The organism is Citrobacter sp. MGH104 (assembly GCF_001034485.1).
Taxonomy (GTDB): Bacteria; Pseudomonadota; Gammaproteobacteria; order Enterobacterales; family Enterobacteriaceae; genus Citrobacter; species Citrobacter freundii.
In genome coordinates, this window is record NZ_KQ089818.1 from 2,403,880 (window position 1) to 2,422,470 (window position 18,591).

Annotated in this window: 19 protein-coding genes; 6 read left to right on the top strand and 13 right to left on the bottom strand. The window is 53.9% G+C overall.

Annotated features, from left to right (window positions below):
• Positions 1–9: 9 nt before the first annotated feature.
• The 5 genes from uhpB to rbsK form a co-directional block, all read right to left on the bottom strand.
• On the bottom strand, positions 10–1,512 hold the full coding sequence (uhpB, locus tag SK34_RS11325; protein WP_048233064.1) for a signal transduction histidine-protein kinase/phosphatase UhpB: 1,503 nt from the start codon (positions 1,510–1,512) through the stop codon (positions 10–12).
• Entirely contained in the window at positions 1,509–2,102 is a 594-nt protein-coding gene (gene uhpA / locus SK34_RS11330) for a response regulator transcription factor UhpA (protein ID WP_003023923.1), read from the bottom strand. Before uhpA ends, uhpB begins: the two co-directional genes overlap by 4 nt.
• Before the next feature lie 153 nt (positions 2,103–2,255).
• Positions 2,256–3,269, bottom strand: a complete 1,014-nt coding sequence (locus SK34_RS11335) for an aldose 1-epimerase family protein (protein ID WP_048233066.1) — start codon at positions 3,267–3,269, stop codon at positions 2,256–2,258.
• Between the two features lie 11 nt (positions 3,270–3,280).
• Positions 3,281–4,597 (bottom strand): L-fucose:H+ symporter permease, encoded by a 1,317-nt coding sequence (gene fucP, locus SK34_RS11340; protein WP_003023919.1) that lies wholly within the window; start codon positions 4,595–4,597, stop codon positions 3,281–3,283.
• Positions 4,598–4,624: 27 nt separating this feature from the next.
• On the bottom strand, positions 4,625–5,545 hold the full coding sequence (gene rbsK / locus SK34_RS11345) for a ribokinase (protein ID WP_003844463.1): 921 nt from the start codon (positions 5,543–5,545) through the stop codon (positions 4,625–4,627).
• Between the two features lie 324 nt (positions 5,546–5,869).
• Here rbsK and SK34_RS11350 point away from each other — a divergent pair, with 324 nt between their 5' ends.
• Positions 5,870–6,655: a DeoR family transcriptional regulator gene (locus SK34_RS11350; protein ID WP_003844461.1), complete on the top strand. Its 786-nt coding sequence runs from the start codon at positions 5,870–5,872 to the stop codon at positions 6,653–6,655.
• Between the two features lies 1 nt (position 6,656).
• On the opposite strand, the gene ilvN is transcribed toward SK34_RS11350, so the two are convergent.
• From ilvN to ivbL, 3 genes are all read right to left on the bottom strand, one after another.
• Entirely contained in the window at positions 6,657–6,947 is a 291-nt protein-coding gene (gene ilvN / locus SK34_RS11355) for an acetolactate synthase small subunit (protein WP_003023914.1), read from the bottom strand.
• Between the two features lie 3 nt (positions 6,948–6,950).
• Entirely contained in the window at positions 6,951–8,639 is a 1,689-nt protein-coding gene (gene ilvB / locus SK34_RS11360) for an acetolactate synthase large subunit (protein WP_003844460.1), read from the bottom strand.
• A gap of 107 nt (positions 8,640–8,746) precedes the next feature.
• Entirely contained in the window at positions 8,747–8,845 is a 99-nt protein-coding gene (gene ivbL / locus SK34_RS23800) for an ilvB operon leader peptide IvbL (RefSeq protein ID WP_003827118.1), read from the bottom strand.
• 521 nt (positions 8,846–9,366) lie between these two features.
• Between ivbL and tisB the strand changes: the two genes are divergently transcribed.
• The 3 genes from tisB to emrD all read left to right on the top strand — a co-directional run bounded on the left by tisB (position 9,367) and on the right by emrD (position 11,791).
• Positions 9,367–9,456, top strand: a complete 90-nt coding sequence (tisB, locus tag SK34_RS11365; protein WP_003840643.1) for a type I toxin-antitoxin system toxin TisB — start codon at positions 9,367–9,369, stop codon at positions 9,454–9,456.
• Between the two features lie 123 nt (positions 9,457–9,579).
• Entirely contained in the window at positions 9,580–10,413 is an 834-nt protein-coding gene (locus SK34_RS11370) for a DMT family transporter (protein ID WP_003840641.1), read from the top strand.
• A gap of 193 nt (positions 10,414–10,606) precedes the next feature.
• A complete protein-coding gene (emrD, locus tag SK34_RS11375; RefSeq protein ID WP_044714253.1) occupies positions 10,607–11,791 on the top strand; it encodes a multidrug efflux MFS transporter EmrD in 1,185 nt (394 codons plus the stop codon).
• On the opposite strand, the gene SK34_RS11380 is transcribed toward emrD, so the two are convergent.
• On the bottom strand, positions 11,718–12,800 hold the full coding sequence (locus SK34_RS11380) for a cellulase family glycosylhydrolase (RefSeq protein ID WP_044714290.1): 1,083 nt from the start codon (positions 12,798–12,800) through the stop codon (positions 11,718–11,720). The two genes, emrD and SK34_RS11380, sit on opposite strands and share 74 nt — an antisense overlap.
• 78 nt (positions 12,801–12,878) lie before the next feature.
• Entirely contained in the window at positions 12,879–13,805 is a 927-nt protein-coding gene (dsdC, locus tag SK34_RS11385; RefSeq protein ID WP_003840637.1) for a DNA-binding transcriptional regulator DsdC, read from the bottom strand.
• Between the two features lie 229 nt (positions 13,806–14,034).
• Between dsdC and dsdX the strand changes: the two genes are divergently transcribed.
• Together dsdX and dsdA are read left to right on the top strand one after the other, a co-directional pair.
• On the top strand, positions 14,035–15,372 hold the full coding sequence (gene dsdX / locus SK34_RS11390) for a D-serine transporter DsdX (RefSeq protein ID WP_048233068.1): 1,338 nt from the start codon (positions 14,035–14,037) through the stop codon (positions 15,370–15,372).
• 17 nt (positions 15,373–15,389) lie between these two features.
• Positions 15,390–16,712 carry a D-serine ammonia-lyase gene (gene dsdA / locus SK34_RS11395; protein ID WP_048233071.1) on the top strand — a complete coding sequence of 441 codons (1,323 nt, stop codon included), beginning with the start codon at positions 15,390–15,392 and terminating at the stop codon, positions 16,710–16,712.
• Positions 16,713–16,714: 2 nt separating this feature from the next.
• On the opposite strand, the gene SK34_RS11400 is transcribed toward dsdA, so the two are convergent.
• The 3 genes from SK34_RS11400 to SK34_RS11410 are packed head-to-tail and all read right to left on the bottom strand — an operon-like array spanning position 16,715 to position 18,523.
• The gene (locus SK34_RS11400; RefSeq protein WP_174329816.1) at positions 16,715–17,827 is read right to left on the bottom strand and encodes an anaerobic sulfatase maturase; all 1,113 of its coding nucleotides are present in this window, start codon (positions 17,825–17,827) and stop codon (positions 16,715–16,717) included.
• Positions 17,824–18,186 carry a DUF202 domain-containing protein gene (locus SK34_RS11405; protein WP_003840628.1) on the bottom strand — a complete coding sequence of 121 codons (363 nt, stop codon included), beginning with the start codon at positions 18,184–18,186 and terminating at the stop codon, positions 17,824–17,826. Before SK34_RS11405 ends, SK34_RS11400 begins: the two co-directional genes overlap by 4 nt.
• Positions 18,176–18,523, bottom strand: coding sequence for a YidH family protein (locus SK34_RS11410; protein ID WP_003840625.1), 348 nt, complete (start codon positions 18,521–18,523; stop codon positions 18,176–18,178). Before SK34_RS11410 ends, SK34_RS11405 begins: the two co-directional genes overlap by 11 nt.
• Positions 18,524–18,591: the final 68 nt, after the last annotated feature.

Genomic DNA, 18,591 nt, shown 5'->3' on the forward strand with positions numbered 1-18,591 from the left:
GGCCGCTCCTTACACATAACGTTGAGGCAGTGACACGCTGACCCGCGTGCCGTGCGTACAGGAAATCGACAGCGATCCTCCGAGGGCGCTAATCCGTTCACGCATCCCGGTGAGGCCAAATCCATGCTGACTCGACCCCGGCGGCAGGCCGCTGCCGTCGTCCTCAATCACCAGCATCAGCCGTTCATCCTGTTGCCAGCCCTGAAGCGTCACCGCGCTGGCGTCGGCGTGCTTAACGATGTTGTTCAGTCCTTCCTGACAGACGCGAAACAACGTCACCCGCTGGCTTTCGCTGAGTGCAGATTCGTCAATTCGCCAGTCGAGATGGCTGACGATGCCGCGGCTTTCCAGCTCCATTTCGCGCATCAATGAGCGGATGGCCTGCTCCAGCGTGAGATCATCCAACTGGCGTGGTCGTAGGCGGCCTAACAGGCGACGCACCGAATCGTACACGCCGAGAGAAAGTTGTTCGATGTGTGCCCCGCTAAGCTTCACCCCTGCGTTTTCCGGCGCCAGGCGCTGGACAATACCCGCCTGGGTACGAATGGCGGTGATGGTTTGGCCGATATCATCATGCAGTTCGCGCGCCACGTCCCGGCGCACGCTCTCTTCGGTCTCCAGCAGGCGTTCAGCCAGACGATGGTTGCGCGCTAATTCGTTTTGCAGCGACTGGTTAAGCTCACGCAGACGCTGAATGCCCGCGCCGAGCAGCAGCCCGGTCAGGCTTTGCACCAGCAGCGAGAGCAACAGGTCGACGGGATGATCGTGCCAGGTCTGGCTGGCAATCAGCGCGATGGCGTTCATCAGCGTCGCAATCAGCGCCCCCTGCCAGCCGTAGTGCCAGGCCAGCGCAATGATCGGCAACGCGAGGCAAAACGGCGTGAAGCGCGAAAGCTCGGCGGGTAAACCGAGCTGTAGCCACAGGCTGACGCTAAACAGCAGCAGGTACCAGACCAGATGCCGCCCGCGCCAGTTCACCGGCTGCGACACCACCGCAGGGCCCAGCGGCAGCCAGGTGGTGCTGGTCAGATAGTGCCAGAACACCAGGCAGATCGGCGCCAGCGTTAATCCGCCGGTGAGCGTCAGCAACAGCGCGTTCCATGCCTCTTCACCCTGCCCAAGCCAGGGCAGCGATTGCAGCAATGCCGCCGCCGTAAGCGCCGCGCCCTGCAACAGCAGCGTACGCCAGTCACGCTGGTGGCGGTATCGCGATATCAGCATCACCGGGAGTAACGTGAGGAAGCTGCCGATCATCAAAAGTGGCAAATGGGCCAGCACCACTTCCTGTGCCAACCAGAAAAGAAGCAGCCATTCCGCGCCCAACAGCACCGGCCAGTAGTCACGTGGACATTGCAGCATCAGCCCCAGACGCAGGCCAAACGGAAACAGCAGTACCGCCAGCTCCGGGCGCTCAACCAGATGCAGGCTGATGCTCCACAGGCAAAACCACGCGGCAGAGAAGATAAAGAAGCAGGCAACAACGGTGATTAACCGGGAACAAAGCGTGTTCATTGCCAGCCGTCAAACATCCGGCGGGCCAGTTCGACGTCGTTACTGACACCCAGCTTTTCCATCAGGTTGGCGCGATGCACGTGCACCGTTTTCGGCGACAGACCCAGTTCAGCAGCAATCTCTTTGACCGCCATACCTTGTGCCAGTTTTTCCGCTACCTGACGTTCGCGTTTGGTGAGCGGATCCTGACGACCAGCCGCCAGTTTGACGGCGATGTCCGGCGTCAGGTAACAGCCGCCGGTCGCAACGGTATGCACCGCTGCGATCAGCTCATCCGGGCTACAGCGTTTAGAAAGGAAACCACGCGCGCCCGCGTTGAGCGCCTGCTCCACCAGCGCCGGGCTGTCGTGGACGGAGAGCATGATAATCGCCATTCCTTTTGGTAACTGGCTTAACAGTTCAAGACCGGAGATATCTGGCATCGAGATATCACAGATACAGACCTGCACGCCGCGCCCCGGTAATCCCGCCAGCGCCTCACTGCCTGAGCCAAACTCAGCCACCACCTGCAAATCAGGTTCCAGCCCCAGCAGTTGGGCAAAGCCGGAGCGGACGATAAGGTGGTCGTCAATAAGGGCAACGGTAATCATGGGTTCATCCTGGCGCTAAGACATGCCTGATGGCGCTGCGCTTATCAGGCCTACGGGCAGGTGCCGTTGTAGGCCGGATAAGGCATTAATACCGCCAACCGGCAAAAGCGCTTACCTTAACGATAAGTGCTTTGCTGTTCAAGCCTTGAGCGATCAGGCTATGCCCGTTGTGACGGTAAATGTGCGGGTGTGTTTCGGTTCTATCTGAATCAACGTCCCGTTTCGTTCCGCCGCCAGGAAGCCTTCAGGTCGACAAGTCGCGGGTAGGGCGAAGGCTGCCACCTGCTGATCGCCGTTATAGAGGATCCAACGGGTGACATAATTCAGCTCCGCGCTGGAGAAACGCGTCACGAACGTGGTGCCATCAGGTGCGATCATGCTAAATTCAGGCTTATCTGTGTATCTATCCAGTTGGTCAGCAAAGAAAACGATTTCCGGATCGTAAAAATCGGGTTCATTAAGGCGCGCCAGCGAAGCCTCACCCTGAATAATCCGCTGATTAAACGCCAGCCACTGCTCGGTAGGCTTAACATGTGCGGGTACCGATTCACGCAGCGTTATGGCTTCATCCGGGATATTCTGGCTGAAGGTCGCCTCCGGGACGTAGGCATAGTTCATATGGCACATGTACTGCAAAGGCATTGCCACTGAGGCGAGGTTAGTGACCGCCATCTGAATATCAAACAGCGCGCTCGCCTTACGCATAACCACCGCAGGATACGCCTGATAATGATGACCGAACCCCATCACATACTCGTAGCGTCCGCTCACGCGTAAATTCTCGCCTTCCAGCTCCAGCCAGGCCTCATCCATCGCGGCACAGGCCATTTCACCATGCAGCGGGTGAGAATCCTCCGGCGACGGGCAGCCATTAGCCAATAGCCCCGAGTGGAAAGCAAAGCAGCCGTAGGTCGCGACCACTTCTGCAGCCGGTTTTGGCTGACTGAACATGTTGCGCATGGTCAGATCATGCCCGTCAAACTGCGCATCCCAGATCATCTGCCCCATCCAGGGCAGAATAACCAGATGTCCACGACTGTTTTCTATCTTCAGCCCTTCCACTCCGCTGGCGTAACGAAACGCGGTAACCGTGAAATCGCTATTTTTCAGTAAGATTCGCGGATGCTCTGCAAAGAGTTCCCGCCACAGCGTGATACGTGTTGTCATGATCGTTCTCCTCAGGAAACCGTCGCTTCAGCCAGATTGTTGCGTACTTTGCTCTCACGCCAGAAGTAGATTCCGACGTACACGAAGCACAACATAGAAACCAGGAACGAAAGTTGCAGCGAGTGGAACATATCAGCCACATAGCCCTGAATTGCCGGAACCACCGCCGCACCGACAATCGCCATGACAATGACAGCTCCCGCCATTTCAGTATGCTCGTTATCCACGGTATCCAGCGTACCGGCGTAGATTGTCGCCCAGCAGGGTCCAAACAGGACGCTCACCAGCACGGCGACGTACACGGCGCTGAAGCTTGGCGCCAGCGCAACATAGACGAGGAACAGCGCGCCAATAATGGAGTAGAGGATCAGCACTTTTTCCGGATTGAAGCGCGTCATCAATATGTTGGCGATAAACTTCCCGATAAAGAAGCAGGCAAAGCTATAGACCATGAAGGTTGAGGCATCACGCTCGTTGATATCACCCAATTCCAGTGCCAGACGGATAGTGAATGACCACACCGCAACCTGCATCCCCACATACAGGAACTGCGCAACAATCCCACGGCGGAAACGGGCATTGCTGGCCAGATAACGCAGCGTGTCCATCGCTGACGGACGCTTATGACTCGCCGTTTGCGCGACTTTGCAGGTCGGGAAGCGGGTCAGCAGGAACAACACCATCACCACAACCAGTACCATAATCATGTACTTGTAAGGCTCAAGGGTATTTTCCAGCATCAACACTTTAAAGTTGTGGATCTGTTCCGCGTTCATCCCAGCCATCTGTTTTTCCAGACTCTCGCCTTCAGAGAAGACCAGATATTTGCCCAGCAGAATACCGGCGGCGGCGCCAATGGGGTAAAAGGTCTGGCTGATGTTCAGGCGTAAAGTGGCATACGCTTTTGGGCCGATCATGGAGCTGTAGGTATTAGCTGCCGTTTCCAGGAAGCTCAGGCCAATCGCAATCGCAAAAATTGCCGCGAGGAACATGGTGTAGGTGGCCATGTGCGATGCCGGGAAAAAGAGCGTACAGCCAACAATATATAGCGTCAGCCCCATTAAGATGGCAATTTTATAGCTGGTCTTTTTAATCACCAAAGATGCTGGAATCGCAATTAAAAAATATCCGCCATAAAAGGCACTCTGCACTAATGCCGAGGCAAAGTTGCTGAGTGAAAATACGCTTTTGAATTGCGTAATCAGAATATCATTTAATGCGGCTGCGCATCCCCATAATGGGAATAAACAGGATAACAAAATAAACTGGAATAGAGGCGTCTTATTCAGATAGCCGTCGGGCATCTGAATGATGTTTTTATCGTTCATAGTGCTACCTTTTACAATGCAGGAGTATTATTCGTTTAAGGTAAGAAACTCATTAAATTGTTCGATGCTTGGATAAGATGATTGAGTGCCTTTCCCGGTAACGCTAAATGCAGCGAAGAGAACGGCTTTTTTCATGGCGGCTTCGACATCACCGCTTTGAACGTAATAATGGGCAAAACAACCGATGAAAGCGTCGCCTGCACCACTGGTATCGACAGCGTTCACTTTAAACGCCGGAACATGGACTTCCTGGTCACGCGTCATCCACAACGCACCTTTCTCACCCATGGTGACGATAATATTGTTCAAACCTTTATCAACCAGAGAACGTGCCGCTGCGCGAATATGGTCATAAGTATCCACTGGCATACCGGTTAATATTTCCAGCTCGGTTTCATTCGGCACAAAAAAATCACATTTACAGGCATAAGACATATCTAATTCCCGTAATGCAGGAGCGGGATTTAGTAACACTTCAATACCGTGTTTTTTGCCAAATTCAATCGCGTGATAAACAGTTTCCAGCTGCACTTCCAGTTGCAGGACAATAAGCTGACATTTTTTCAGATCTTCCGCCGCACGATCGATATCTTCCGGGGAGAGAAATTTGTTCGCTCCTTTAATAATCAGAATACTGTTGCTAGAGTTCGCATTAACAAAGATCGGTGCGACACCGCTGCTGGTGCAGGGTACCTTTTCGACATAGGTGGTATTAATCCCCCAGGATTCGAGATTGCGAATAGTGTTATCCGCAAAAATATCATCACCGACTTTTGTCAGCATCAGTACTTTGGAATTGAGCTTAGCGGCTGCAACGGCCTGATTTGCCCCTTTACCGCCACAACCAATTTTGAACGCCGGTGCTTCCAGCGTTTCCCCTTCTTTGGGCATCTGGTTGATGTAGGTGATGAGATCCACCATGTTGGAGCCAATAACCGCGATATCCATTTTACTACCTCTCAGAAACAATCACACCACAATGATATTAAAATAACATTATCATGTTACTTTCGTATCATTTGTGACTAGGATCGCGATTGGAAGATCATTTTATTGTTTATTTATTACGCTAAATGTTGCGGCCCCATCACACTACAAATAATGAAGTTGCTTACAATTGACTGAAAGTTAACTGGATATAATCAATAAAACGTGAAAAAACACGCTTTTATTTCCGAATAGTCAGACGTATAGTAATGCGGCAATGCCATGTTCTCAGAAACACAAAAATGTTACTGAAGGAACATGGGAACATGATTCGTGGAGAAGCACATGGAAACTAAGCAAAAAGAACGTATTCGACGTCTGATGGAATTGTTGAAGAAGACCGACCGAATCCATCTGAAAGAGGCGGCACGAATGCTGGAAGTTTCCGTGATGACTATTCGTCGGGATCTCAGTCAGGATGACGAGCCGTTACCGCTTACGCTGCTCGGTGGTTACATTGTGATGGTGAACAAGCCCGCCGCCATCGTTAATGCCCCAGTGCCTGCGCAAAAACAGTATCACCGCGACGATTTACCGGTTGCCATTCTGGCCGCGGGACTGGTAAGTGAAAATGATCTGGTCTTTTTTGATAATGGTGCGGAAATGCCGTTGGTGGTCAGCATGATCCCGGATGATATTTCCTTTACCGGAATTTGCTACTCGCACCGGGTATTCGTGGCGCTAAATGAAAAACCCAACGCCACGGTGATTCTTTGCGGAGGCACCTATCGGGCGAAAAGTGACGCCTTTTACGATACCAGCACCCCCTCTCCGCTGGATGCGCTCAACCCACGAAAAGTATTCATCTCCGCCAGCGGCGTCCATGAGCATTTCGGCGTTAGCTGGTTCAATCCGGACGATCTAGCCACAAAACGCAAAGCAATGGAACGCGGATTACGCAAAATTCTGCTGACGCGCCGCGCCCTGTTCGATGAGGTCGCCCCCGCCAGCATTGGTCCACTCTCCACCTTTGACGTACTGATAAGCGATCGTCCGTTACCGGCAGATTACGCAACCCACTGCCGGAACGGCTCTGTCAAAGTGATCACCCCGGATTCAGACGGCGACTAACTCACTCAAAGAACACGGTGATTTTGTTAAACATCGACGGATCGGACTGATTGCGGGCCACTTTCACCACATCTTCAAGCTTGTCGATCTGGCTTATCATCTGCTCAAGACGTTGATCGTCGTTGACCAGTAGCCAGATGCGGCTCTTATCGCTGTCCTGAATCGGTAGACAGAGGATGCCTTCTACGTTGAACGCACGACGGGCGAACAGGCCGCAAACGTGAGTCATTACGCCCGGATGGTTACGTACGGTGAGTTCCAGGATTACGTTGTCATGAGTCTGCTGTTGCATGGCTTATTCCCCCACCATTTCTGTGTTTGCCGCACCCGGCGGCACCATCGGGTACACTTTTTCTTCGGCATCGATGCGCACGTGGATCAGCGCAGGTCCTGGGCGATTAATAATCTCCTGCAACGCTGCCTGTGGGTCCGCTTCGTTATTCAGATCGCAGGTTTCGAGACCAAACCCGGCAGCTATCTGCATAAAGTTAATCATCCCCGGATAGGTCGCGGCAAAAACGCCCTGCTTATAGAACAGACTCTGCTGCTGATATACAAGACCTAACGCTTCGTTATTCATCAGAATGATTTTAATATCCAGCTGATTTTCGCTGGCGGTCGCCATTTCCTGAATATTCATCATCAGGCTGCCATCGCCGGAGAAGCACAGCACTTTTTTGTCTGGGTTAGCCAGGGCCGCACCAATCGCCGCAGGCAGGCCAAAGCCCATGGTTCCCAGACCGCCGGAGGTCAGCCACTGGCGCGGACGATTCAGCGGGTAAGCCTGTGCCGCCCACATCTGATGCTGGCCTACGTCGGTGGTGATAATGGCGCTGTCGTCTACGCAGGCAGCCACGGCGTTGATCAATCCATAGTGGCTGAGCGGATTTTTTTCCTGGGGGATCGCGCACGGAAATTCTTGCTGCAGGTCAGACACCAGTTGATGCCACTCTTCACGCGGCTGCGCTTCAATCTGCGGGATCAATTGTGCCAGAACCTCATCGACATCTGCCTGGATCGCCACGTGCGGCTGTTTGATTTTACCCAGCTCCGCGCGGTCAATATCCACGTGAATGATTTTGGCATTCGGGCAGAACTGTTCGGTTTTACCAATCGCCCGGTCATCAAAACGTGCGCCCAGGACAATCAGTAAATCCGCTTCTTGCAGAATAAAGTTGGTGCTGCGCGCGCCATGCATGCCCAGCATGCCTAACGACAGCGGATGCGCTTTTGGCAGCATACCGAGCGCCATCAACGTCATGGTGGTTGGCAGTTTTGCTTTTTCGGCCAGTTCACGCACCCTCTCAGGCGCATTAATTACGCCGCCGCCGAGATACAGCACCGGGCGTTTGGCGGCGTTAATCATAGCTGCAGCATCGCGAATGCTGTCCTGGCTGAACGCTGGTGCCGCCATTTTCTGCGCGGGTTCCGGCATCTCTTCAATTTCAAAAACGGCGGTTTGAATATCCTTAGGAATGTCTATCCACACCGGGCCTGGACGTCCGGACTGCGCAATGCGGAACGCATCGCTCATGACCTGCGGTAATTCACTGATATGGCGGACCAGATAGTTGTGCTTAGTGATGGGGATAGAGATGCCGTAGGTGTCGACTTCCTGGAAAGCGTCGGTGCCGATCATTGAGGCCGGAACCTGCCCGGTGATACACACCAGCGGGATGGAATCCAGACGCGCATCGGCAATGGCGGTTACCAGGTTGGTTGCGCCCGGTCCGCTACAGGCCATACACACAGCGGGTTTGCCATCGGTTCTCGCCATTCCCTGCGCGATAAACCCCGCGCCCTGCTCGTGGCGCGCCAGGATATGACGGATTTGTGTGCTTTGGCTTAAGGCGTCATAGACGGGAAGAATCGAGCCGCCTGGAATACCGGTGACGACCTGAATCCCCTGACGTTCCAGGAAATGAACGATGAATTCTGCGCCCGTAAAACGCGTACGCTTGGATGTTATGCCCGAACTTGCCATGCTCCAGTCCTTTTATTCTGGGCCTTTGCTCCGGGCAGGTCTCTGAAACGAAAAACCCCGCCCGGTTTGCGCCGGCGGGGTTTTGGAATCGTGTGTTGATTCGGACCCTACGGCGCATTGCCGACGACCACCACCACACGCACGACGACCGCTGCGCGAGATGGCGCAGTTTTTAGTAGGGTCGCAGTCAGCATGGAAGGGTTCATTAGGGACCTGTCTGTTTGTTGATTAACTGGATTTATACAAACACAGGTTTTTCAGCGTGACAATGGAAAAATTTTCATCTGCACAAAAATGCTTCAACGATCACATTTAATTGTATGTCGTGCAAAAACAAAAAACCCCGCCGGAGCGAGGTTTTTTCAGCGTTGTGCGGTTGGTAGCCGCCGAACACACTGTGTTATGTCAACGAAAAAAGTATACGCGTTCTACGAAGAACACGCAATTTCGGCACGAATTTTGATGTTTTTGAGTATGGAACATGAATAGCGTAACGTCCATAAAATACTGTTAACTTATACAGTATTTATCTATAATGTCTCGGTACGCAATGTGTTATGCGGGGGCCGCATCGTAAACCGGCGCATCAAAGTCCTGGCTGAAACGGGTGGTGCCGTCAGCGCCTTAACCCCCGCGTGAGCACACTGTGTTATGTCAACAAAGGTGCTGGCAACAGGCAGCGGCGAGGTACGTCAGCACCGTGCTCCTTGTACCAAAAGGAGAGCGTATGAGCCTCGTGGATATCGCTATTCTTATCCTCAAACTCATTGTTGCAGCACTGCAACTCCTTGATGCCGTTCTGAAATACATTAAGTAATTCAGATTCAAGTCGCACCTAAGGGGGGCGGATAACACTCCGCTCCCCTTTCACCTTCTCCCTGGTGCTTGTATCGCGTCAATATGTTACGTTTTTATGACATCCTCAGGGAAGAATTCCGCCATGACGCTTTCTGTTTTCTGCATTTTGCTGTTCGCCGCACTGCTGCATGCCAGCTGGAATGCCATCGTAAAAGCGGGAAACGACAAGCTGTACTCGGCGATCAGCGTCAGCGGAACCGCTGCGATTATGGCGCTGATTTGTTTACCCTTTGCGCCGCAACCCTCTGCCGCCAGCCTGCCGTTTTTGGCTGTCTCAACCGCATTACAGGTGGTCTATACCGTCCTGGTCGCTAAAACCTATCAGGTTTCGGATATGAGCCAGACCTATCCTCTGATGCGCGGCACAGCGCCACTGCTGGTCGCGATTATCAGCGTCCTGTTTCTTGGCGATAGCCTTTCGCTACTCGCCTGGGTGGGGATTGCCACCATCTGTCTGGCTATTCTCGGGATGGCATTTAACGGACGCAGCGGTTCGCAACGCGGGATTATCCTGGCGCTCATTAACGCCTGCTTTATCGCCGGTTATACGCTGGTTGATGGCACTGGCGTACGTTTATCAGAAACCGCGCTGGGCTACACGCTGTGGACCTTCTTTCTGAACGGCTCCTGCCTGCTGGGCTGGGCGATGATCGCCAGACGCCGGGAAGCGTCACGTTATCTGGTACAGCAGTGGAAAAAAGGTATTCTTGGTGGCATTGGCACAATGGGTTCTTACGGCCTGGCGCTGTGGGCCATGACCCAGGCTCCGTTGGCGGTAGTCGCGGCACTGCGTGAAACCTCTATCCTGTTTGGCGCGCTGCTCGCGTGGCTGCTACTGAAAGAGAAGGTTGCCGGAATACGTCTTGTCGCGGCAGCAGGTATTGCCGTAGGCGCAGTTTTACTACGCTTATCATGATCGCGTTGTAAACCCGATGCAATCCGGCAACATTTGTTGCCGCTTTTTGTTTACATTTCCTGCCGTCCATCAAATAAACATTCCAGCCCACTATCTGGCCTTCTTTTTCTGTTGTGGTAGATTCCACGCGCATTTACGGGAAAGTGCAGCACCTTATTCTTCTTTTTTCTCTTTTTTAAAAGTAATCAGCGAAATGAAAAGGCATAGAAGCGTCAATTTGTTGTTGATGTTGGTATTACTGGTGGCGGTAGGTCAGATGGCGCAAACCATTTATATCCCCGCGATTGCTGATATGGCGCGTGAACTGAACGTTCGCGAAGGGGCGGTGCAAAGCGTAATGGCCGCCTATCTGTTGACCTATGGTCTATCACAACTGGTTTATGGTCCCCTTTCAGACCGCGTTGGCCGCCGCCCGGTTATCCTCGCCGGGATGTCTATTTTTATGCTTGCCACGCTGGTCGCGATTACCACGCATAGCCTGACGGTACTGATTATCGCCAGTGCCATCCAGGGGATGGGAACGGGCGTCGGCGGTGTGATGGCGCGAACGTTACCGCGCGATCTGTACGAAGGCACGCAGCTGCGCCACGCCAATAGTCTGTTAAACATGGGGATTCTGGTCAGTCCGCTGTTAGCTCCGCTGATTGGCGGTGTGCTGGATACAGTGTGGAACTGGCGTGCCTGCTATATTTTTCTGTTGATTCTGTGTGCGGGCGTGACGTTTAGCATGGCACGCTGGATGCCGGAAACGCGCCCTGCAGGTGCGCCGCGTCCACAGCTGATCGCCAGCTACAAAACCCTGTTTGGTAATAGCGCTTTCACCTGTTACGTGCTGATGTTGATCGGTGGTCTGGCGGGTGTTGCGGTCTTTGAGGCCTGCTCCGGAGTATTATTGGGCGCACGTCTCGGTCTAAGCAGCATGGTGGTCAGTATCCTGTTTATCCTGCCCATCCCGGCGGCGTTTTTCGGCGCATGGTTCGCCGGTCGCCCGAATAAACGTTTCTCGACGCTAATGTGGCAGTCGGTGACCTGCTGTCTGGTAGCGGGTTTAATGATGTGGATCCCAGGGCTGTTTGACGTGATGAACGTCTGGACGCTGCTGGTTCCTGCCGCACTATTTTTCTTCGGCGCCGGAATGTTGTTTCCGCTGGCAACCAGCGGTGCAATGGAGCCTTTCCCGTTCCTGGCAGGCACTGCTGGCGCGCTGGTTGGGGGATTACAGAACATTGGTTCCGGCGTGCTGGCGTGGTTCTCTGCCATGCTGCCGCAGACCGGACAAGCCAGTCTGGGACTGCTGATGACCCTTATGGGGCTGTTGATTTTTGTTTGCTGGCTTCCGCTGGCATCACGCGTGTCGCATCAGGGACAGGCGGTTTAAGCGTATGATGGCCCGGCTTATCGCCGGGCTTTTCGCATTCTGGCGCGATAATCGTCGTCAGTAACGGCTCCAGCGCCGGACGCCAGGCCCCCTCCTCACCATCATAGAACTGCGTATCCGCATTGATAGCATAGGGAATTTTCGCTTTTTTCAGCTCGCACGCCATAAAGCGGGCAAACGCCATTTGCGAGGCAGAAGGCGCGTTTTTGACGGTTTCTCCCGGCGACCAGCCCCCTACCCAACTGACATGCCCGGTTTTCTGCTGCCAATGAATGGCGGTATTGATACGGGCGCGAATGGCGGCCTTTTCTGCCGCAGTCCCTGAGGTCCACGGATATTTGCCGTTATTTTTCAGCGGTCCCCACGGAAAAATATGCCATTGGGCCAGCACCGTATTCTGACTTTGTGGCGGCAGCTTTAGGTTGGCCAAATCTTCCGGAGCGGCATGCAGTTTCGGCGCGATAAAAATCATTCGCTGTGGATCGATGGCATGGATGGTTCGAATGGTTTTGTCATACACGCGATTAAGCGACGCCTGATTATGGTTGAGCTTATCAGAGGGGTCGTAGATCAGGTCGAACCCCAGCAACGGCGAGCGTTGACCAAAGTAATGCGCCACCGCCACCCACCAGTTAACCACCTCTTTTTCGTTCCCGGCGCTGGGGTCTTTTTTATATTCGTCTGCCTGATAGGCGATTATCGGGATCACGCCATACTGCTCGCAGGCTTCCACCAGCTTGCGCAGATGAATCAGCCGTGCCTCCGTAGGCTCTCCCGCTACGCGAATGCGTACGTGGGCCAATCCTTTCGCCTTGTAGTCCCGCACTACCAGCGGATCGAATTCACGGATACCCCGATCGGTGCGCGCCCAATCTACGTCCATCCCAACGCCAAGCTGCTGCGCATACTGCGCCGCCGTCAGCGCAGGTTGCGCGGCACACACGGTGGCGCTGGCCAACAGTAAAAGGGAAACAATCGGCTTTAACACGGTCGTCCTTACGCAAATCATCAGGAGTGATATCACGTATTTAGCACGCTTTTTCACTTTCCGTGTAGAGAGAAAGCGTAAAAAATATTCGCGGTCCGCTTATTTAACCTGTTCCTGAAGCCAGCTAATAAACGCCTCGATTTTCGGCCACTGCCTGCCGGGCAGCGTGGTGATGTAGTAATGCTGATGGCATTTCAGCGCCATATCGCCAAAAGGCGCGACCAGTTCTCCGCTGTCGAGACGTTTTTGCACCAGCCGCTTTCGGCCCATCGCCACGCCGATATGGTTCATGGCGGCAATTACCGCTAAATCAGAACGATCGAAACCAATCCCCGATGATGTCGGCAAATTCGCCGTAAAATGCTGCGCCCAGCTGTGCCATTCATCGGTTCCTGAGTCGTTACTCCATGCCTGTCTGTCGTGCAGCAAGGTGCAGTGCGGCAAATTCACTAACGAACCGGTAAGGTCATGGCGGCGAGCGTAGTCCGGGCTGCATACCGGTAGGATCTCTTCATCCATCAGGAAGTGGTGCGTAAGCTGCGCGGAGGGCGCATCATCAAAATAGATAGCCAGATCGACCCCGGCACGCTGCAGATTGACGTTGTCGTTTCCGGTCAGGATGGTCAGTGAAATTGACGGGTAGCGACGGGTAAAGTCACCGAGCGCCGGAACCAGCCAGCACTGGGCGATAGAAGGTCGAGAGTAAACGGTGAGCGTCCCGGACAACTCCTGATTTTTAATATCGAGGATTTCCTGATTCAGCGTATCCAGCGACGATTTCAGCGCCCAGAACACCCGCTTACCCTCGTGGGTGAGTTCCACTTTACGGTGCGAACGGACAAACAGCTGAATGCCCAGCTCATCTTCCAGTTGATTAATGCGATGGCTGACGGCGCTGGGGCTTAACGACAGCTCATCTGCCGCCAGCGCAAACGACTGATGCCGGGCCGCCACTTCAAAAGTATACAGCTTTGACAACTGCCAGCCATTGAGCAGCCGGTTTCTGACCTCGCGTAGGGGATCCAAACTCACCTCCTGTCCTCCTGATTCATTCGCCGGAGTGTAAAAAACTTCGCTGCAAAAATCAGCATAAAGATGAATCAAGGTGAACCATATCGCATAAACATAGCGTAATTAGACATAAATCACTCACTTGATGCAATCTAGCTCATGTGAAAGGAGATTTATATCGTTTGTCAGACGGTGCCTTATTTTTGTCCAATAACCTTATATTAATCACAGGGCAAGGTGAGCTATGCACTCTCAAATCTGGGTTGTGAGCACGCTGCTGATAAGCATCGTGTTAATCGTTTTGACCATCGTGAAGTTCAAATTCCACCCGTTTCTGGCGCTGCTGTTAGCCAGTTTCTTCGTGGGTACGATGATGGGGATGGGGCCGCTAGATATGGTCAATGCCATTGAGAGCGGCATCGGCGGTACGCTGGGCTTCCTCGCGGCGGTTATTGGCCTTGGGACCATTTTGGGCAAAATGATGGAAGTGTCCGGCGCGGCCGAACGCATCGGTCTGACGCTGCAGCGCTGCCGCTGGCTTTCCGCTGACGTCATTATGGTGCTGGTCGGGCTGATTTGCGGGATCACGCTGTTCGTTGAGGTCGGCGTGGTGCTGTTGATTCCACTGGCCTTTTCGATTGCTAAAAAAACCAATACCTCATTACTGAAGCTGGCGATTCCGCTGTGTACGGCGCTGATGGCAGTACACTGCGTCGTACCTCCGCATCCAGCCGCCCTGTTCGTGGCGAACAAGCTGGGCGCAGACATTGGCACCGTGATTGTCTACGGCTTACTGGTTGGTTTAATGGCTTCGCTTGTCGGCGGACCGTTGTACCTGAAATTCCTCGGTAACCGTCTGCCATTTAAACCGGTACCGGCTGAGTTTTCCGACCTGAAAGTGCGCGACGAAAGTACGCTGCCGTCGCTGGGTGCCACGCTGTTTACCGTCCTGTTACCTATTGGCCTGATGCTGGTCAAAACCGTCGCTGAGCTGAACATGGCGAAAGGCGGTACGCTGTATACGCTGCTGGAGTTTATTGGTAACCCGATCACCGCGATGTTTATCGCCGTTTTCGTAGCCTATTACATTCTCGGTCTGCGTCAGCACATCGGTATGGGTGCGCTGCTGACCCACACCGAAAACGGTTTTGGCTCGATTGCTAACATTTTGCTGATTATAGGCGCAGGCGGCGCATTCAACGCTATTCTCAAGAGCAGCGGGCTGGCGGATACTCTGGCGCTGATCCTCTCAAACATGCATATGCACCCGATTCTACTGGCATGGCTGGTCGCTCTGATTCTGCATGCGGCGGTAGGCTCTGCCACGGTGGCGATGATGGGCGCAACGGCAATCGTTGCCCCGATGCTACCGCTGTATCCCAACGTTAGCCCGGAGATCATCGCCATTGCCATCGGTTCCGGCGCTATTGGCTGCACGATCGTCACCGATTCCCTGTTCTGGCTGGTGAAGCAGTATTGCGGCGCCACCCTGAATGAAACGTTCAAATACTATACGACCGCGACATTTATCGCGTCCGTTATTGCACTGGCTTGCACATTCCTGCTTTCCTTTATTATCTAAGCGCGAAGAGACTGACTATGGAAAACATTCAAACACTTATCGCCCAGCATCCTTTAGTGGAAGATCTGGTGGCTCTGAAAGAGACAACCTGGTTTAACCCTGGCACCACCTCTCTTGCGGAAGGTTTACCGTATGTTGGCCTGACAGCACACGACGTTGAGGACGCCCACGCGCGTCTGACGCGCTTCGCACCGTATCTGGCGCAGGCCTTCCCGGAAACTGCCGCCACTGGGGGCATTATCGAATCTGAGCTGGCCGCAATCCCTGCCATGCAAAAACGGTTGGAAAAAGAGTTCGGGCAGCACATTAACGGCGAACTCCTGCTGAAGAAAGACAGTCACTTGCCGATTTCAGGCTCGATTAAAGCCCGCGGTGGCATTTATGAAGTACTGACCCATGCGGAAAAACTGGCGCTGGAAGCCGGTCTGCTGACCACCAAAGACGATTACCGCGTTCTGCTTTCGCCTGAATTTAAACAGTTCTTCAGCCAGTACAGCATCGCGGTTGGCTCCACCGGCAACCTCGGCATGTCGATTGGTATCATGAGTGCCCGCATCGGCTTTAACGTTACGGTGCATATGTCTGCCGACGCCCGCGCGTGGAAAAAAGCCAAGCTGCGCAGCCACGGCGTGACGGTGGTGGAGTACGAAGAAGATTATGGCGTGGCGGTTGAACAAGGTCGTAAGGCGGCAGAGTCCGATCCGAACTGCTTCTTTATCGATGATGAAAATTCCCGCACGCTGTTCTTAGGCTATGCGGTCGCCGGTCAGCGTCTGAAAGCGCAGTTTGCCCAGCAGGGGCGCGTGGTGGATGCCGATCATCCTCTGTTTGTCTACCTACCGTGCGGTGTCGGTGGCGGCCCTGGCGGAGTGGCATTTGGCCTGAAGCTGGCATTCGGCGATAACGTGCACTGCTTCTTCGCTGAACCGACTCATTCACCGTGCATGCTGCTGGGGATTTACACCGGGCTGCACGATACCATTTCCGTACAGGACATCGGTATCGACAACCTGACGGCGGCGGATGGGCTGGCGGTGGGTCGCGCCTCAGGCTTTGTTGGCCGGGCGATGGAACGTCTGCTCGACGGTCTGTACACCCTGGACGATCAGACAATGTACGATATGCTGGGCTGGCTGGCGCAGGAAGAAGGCATTCGTCTTGAGCCGTCGGCGCTGGCAGGCATGGCTGGCCCTCAGCACGTTTGTGCCTCCAGGGCTTACCAGCAGATGCATGGCTTCAGCGCGGATCAGCTCAATAACGCCACCCATCTGGTGTGGGCAACCGGCGGCGGCATGGTGCCGGAAACCGAGATGGCGCAATACCTGGCGAAAGGGCGCTAATCTCAGCGCAGCATCGCCATCAGCTCCGCGGGTGAGCGATGCTGCTTAATGAGATCGCGCATAACTCGCATATGCGGCGCGGTATGATTGAAAAAAGCGCTGTATCCACCGCAAATCGCACTCTTTCCATTTCTGCCACGGTGCTTAGGACAGTCGCCGTGGCAAAAACGCAGCAGTGAACACGCCTGACATTCCGCGCTCAGCGTGGTTCTCTTGGACTGACCAAATTCCCCTGCCCGAGGGCTGGCATTGAGCTCACCCAGCGATGTGTGATGAATATTACCCAAGCGATAATCAGGGTAAACATAGTGATCGCACTGATACAAATCGCCATTCGCTTCCAGGGCAAAAGCATGCCCACAGGTAGAGCTTAGCGAACACATCTGCGCCGGATGCCCGCACCATACCCCGAGGGTTGAATCGAATAACTGGACGAATACACGGCCAATATCTTCTCTGACCCAGATATCAAAGACGGAATTCAGAAAGGTTCCCCATGCCTGCGGCGGGACCGAGTCGGCGGTAAGCTCGCCTTTTTCATCATATTCAACCAGCGGAATGAACTGCAAAAACGGCGTGCCGCACTGGCGAAGGTAACGATACATTTGTCCGGGCTGCTGGCTGTTCAGGCGGTTAATCACCACCAACAGATTGAACTCCACCTGATACTCACGAAGTCTGGCAATGGCCTCCACCACCTTATGGTGCGTCGGTTTTCCGCTGCGGTTAACGCGATAAGCATCATGCAACTCGGCCGGGCCATCCTGGGAAATCCCAACCAGCCAGCCGTTATCGCGTAAAAACTGACACCATTCGTCATTGAGCAAAATTCCGTTGGTCTGGAAAGCGTTATGGATTTGCTTCCCTTCCCCGTACTGTTTTTGCAACGCCACCACGCGGCGAAAAAAGTCGATCCCACAAAGAGTCGGCTCACCGCCCTGCCAAGCGAACATCACTTCGGACCCCGGCTGCGCGGCGATATGCTGGCGAATAAACGTCTCTAAGGTAGCGTCATCCATTGTGGGTTGAGTGGGTTTCTCAATGTAAAAACAGTAGCGACAATCGAGGTTACAACGAGAGCTGGCCGGCTTGGCCATGACCTGACATCCTGTCATGCTAAATTCCCGATAAATGCCATAAGTTGGCGGACATGCGCTACAGCAAACAGTATTGCGAGGGATAACACCGCGAGGGAGATCATAAATTTGTCACGCACCGCATGAGATTCAGAAAAATCGCTATGACTGACATCCATCAGGTTGCGGCTACGGGTATAACGCCAGAGAACGATTGCCACCAGCGCCAGCACTACAATTGAAACCCAAAACAGGAACCCCGTCTGATGCCAGTTGTGCTTTAGCGCCAGCGCCATTAACGCGCCATAGCCCAACAACGTGCGAAACCAGGCCAGCGAGGTACGTTCCGGTTGTAACCCTGGATCGGCGATCCGTCGCGATTTACGGCTATCCGGCATACAGTACCAGTCCCATGACAATCACCGCGACGATCATCAAAATCAGGCTGATGATTAACAGGCTATGGGTGTACGGCAAGTCCTCTTTCAGACGCATTGCCTTTTCATTGCGCAGCCAGCGCAGGTAACCATAAATCGCCAGGCCACCGGCAAACAGGCACAACAACAGCGCCAGCAGTTCACGAATTACCGGCGTGGCAAAATCCGGGGCCAGTTGGTCAAGACCCACACCCGCCGCCAGAAACCCCAGCGAGGTGCGGATCCACGCCAGAAAAGTACGTTCATTTGCCAACGAGAAGCGGTAATCCGGCGCTTCACCAAGGCGGGAAATCTTCATCCAAACTCCTCTGGTTGTCATTGCCGGATGGTGGCTCGCGCCTTATCCGGCCTACAAGTAAGTGCAAA

Coding starts and splice junctions, on each gene's coding strand:
- uhpB (WP_048233064.1), bottom strand. CDS start 1,512: ATGAACACGCTTTGTTCCCGGTTAATCACCGTTGTTGCCTGCTTCTTT.
- uhpA (WP_003023923.1), bottom strand. CDS start 2,102: ATGATTACCGTTGCCCTTATTGACGACCACCTTATCGTCCGCTCCGGC.
- SK34_RS11335 (WP_048233066.1), bottom strand. CDS start 3,269: ATGACAACACGTATCACGCTGTGGCGGGAACTCTTTGCAGAGCATCCG.
- fucP (WP_003023919.1), bottom strand. CDS start 4,597: ATGAACGATAAAAACATCATTCAGATGCCCGACGGCTATCTGAATAAG.
- rbsK (WP_003844463.1), bottom strand. CDS start 5,545: ATGGATATCGCGGTTATTGGCTCCAACATGGTGGATCTCATCACCTAC.
- SK34_RS11350 (WP_003844461.1), top strand. CDS start 5,870: ATGGAAACTAAGCAAAAAGAACGTATTCGACGTCTGATGGAATTGTTG.
- ilvN (WP_003023914.1), bottom strand. CDS start 6,947: ATGCAACAGCAGACTCATGACAACGTAATCCTGGAACTCACCGTACGT.
- ilvB (WP_003844460.1), bottom strand. CDS start 8,639: ATGGCAAGTTCGGGCATAACATCCAAGCGTACGCGTTTTACGGGCGCA.
- ivbL (WP_003827118.1), bottom strand. CDS start 8,845: ATGAACCCTTCCATGCTGACTGCGACCCTACTAAAAACTGCGCCATCT.
- tisB (WP_003840643.1), top strand. CDS start 9,367: ATGAGCCTCGTGGATATCGCTATTCTTATCCTCAAACTCATTGTTGCA.
- SK34_RS11370 (WP_003840641.1), top strand. CDS start 9,580: ATGACGCTTTCTGTTTTCTGCATTTTGCTGTTCGCCGCACTGCTGCAT.
- emrD (WP_044714253.1), top strand. CDS start 10,607: ATGAAAAGGCATAGAAGCGTCAATTTGTTGTTGATGTTGGTATTACTG.
- SK34_RS11380 (WP_044714290.1), bottom strand. CDS start 12,800: ATGATTTGCGTAAGGACGACCGTGTTAAAGCCGATTGTTTCCCTTTTA.
- dsdX (WP_048233068.1), top strand. CDS start 14,035: ATGCACTCTCAAATCTGGGTTGTGAGCACGCTGCTGATAAGCATCGTG.
- dsdA (WP_048233071.1), top strand. CDS start 15,390: ATGGAAAACATTCAAACACTTATCGCCCAGCATCCTTTAGTGGAAGAT.
- SK34_RS11400 (WP_174329816.1), bottom strand. CDS start 17,827: ATGACAGGATGTCAGGTCATGGCCAAGCCGGCCAGCTCTCGTTGTAAC.
- SK34_RS11405 (WP_003840628.1), bottom strand. CDS start 18,186: ATGCCGGATAGCCGTAAATCGCGACGGATCGCCGATCCAGGGTTACAA.
- SK34_RS11410 (WP_003840625.1), bottom strand. CDS start 18,523: ATGAAGATTTCCCGCCTTGGTGAAGCGCCGGATTACCGCTTCTCGTTG.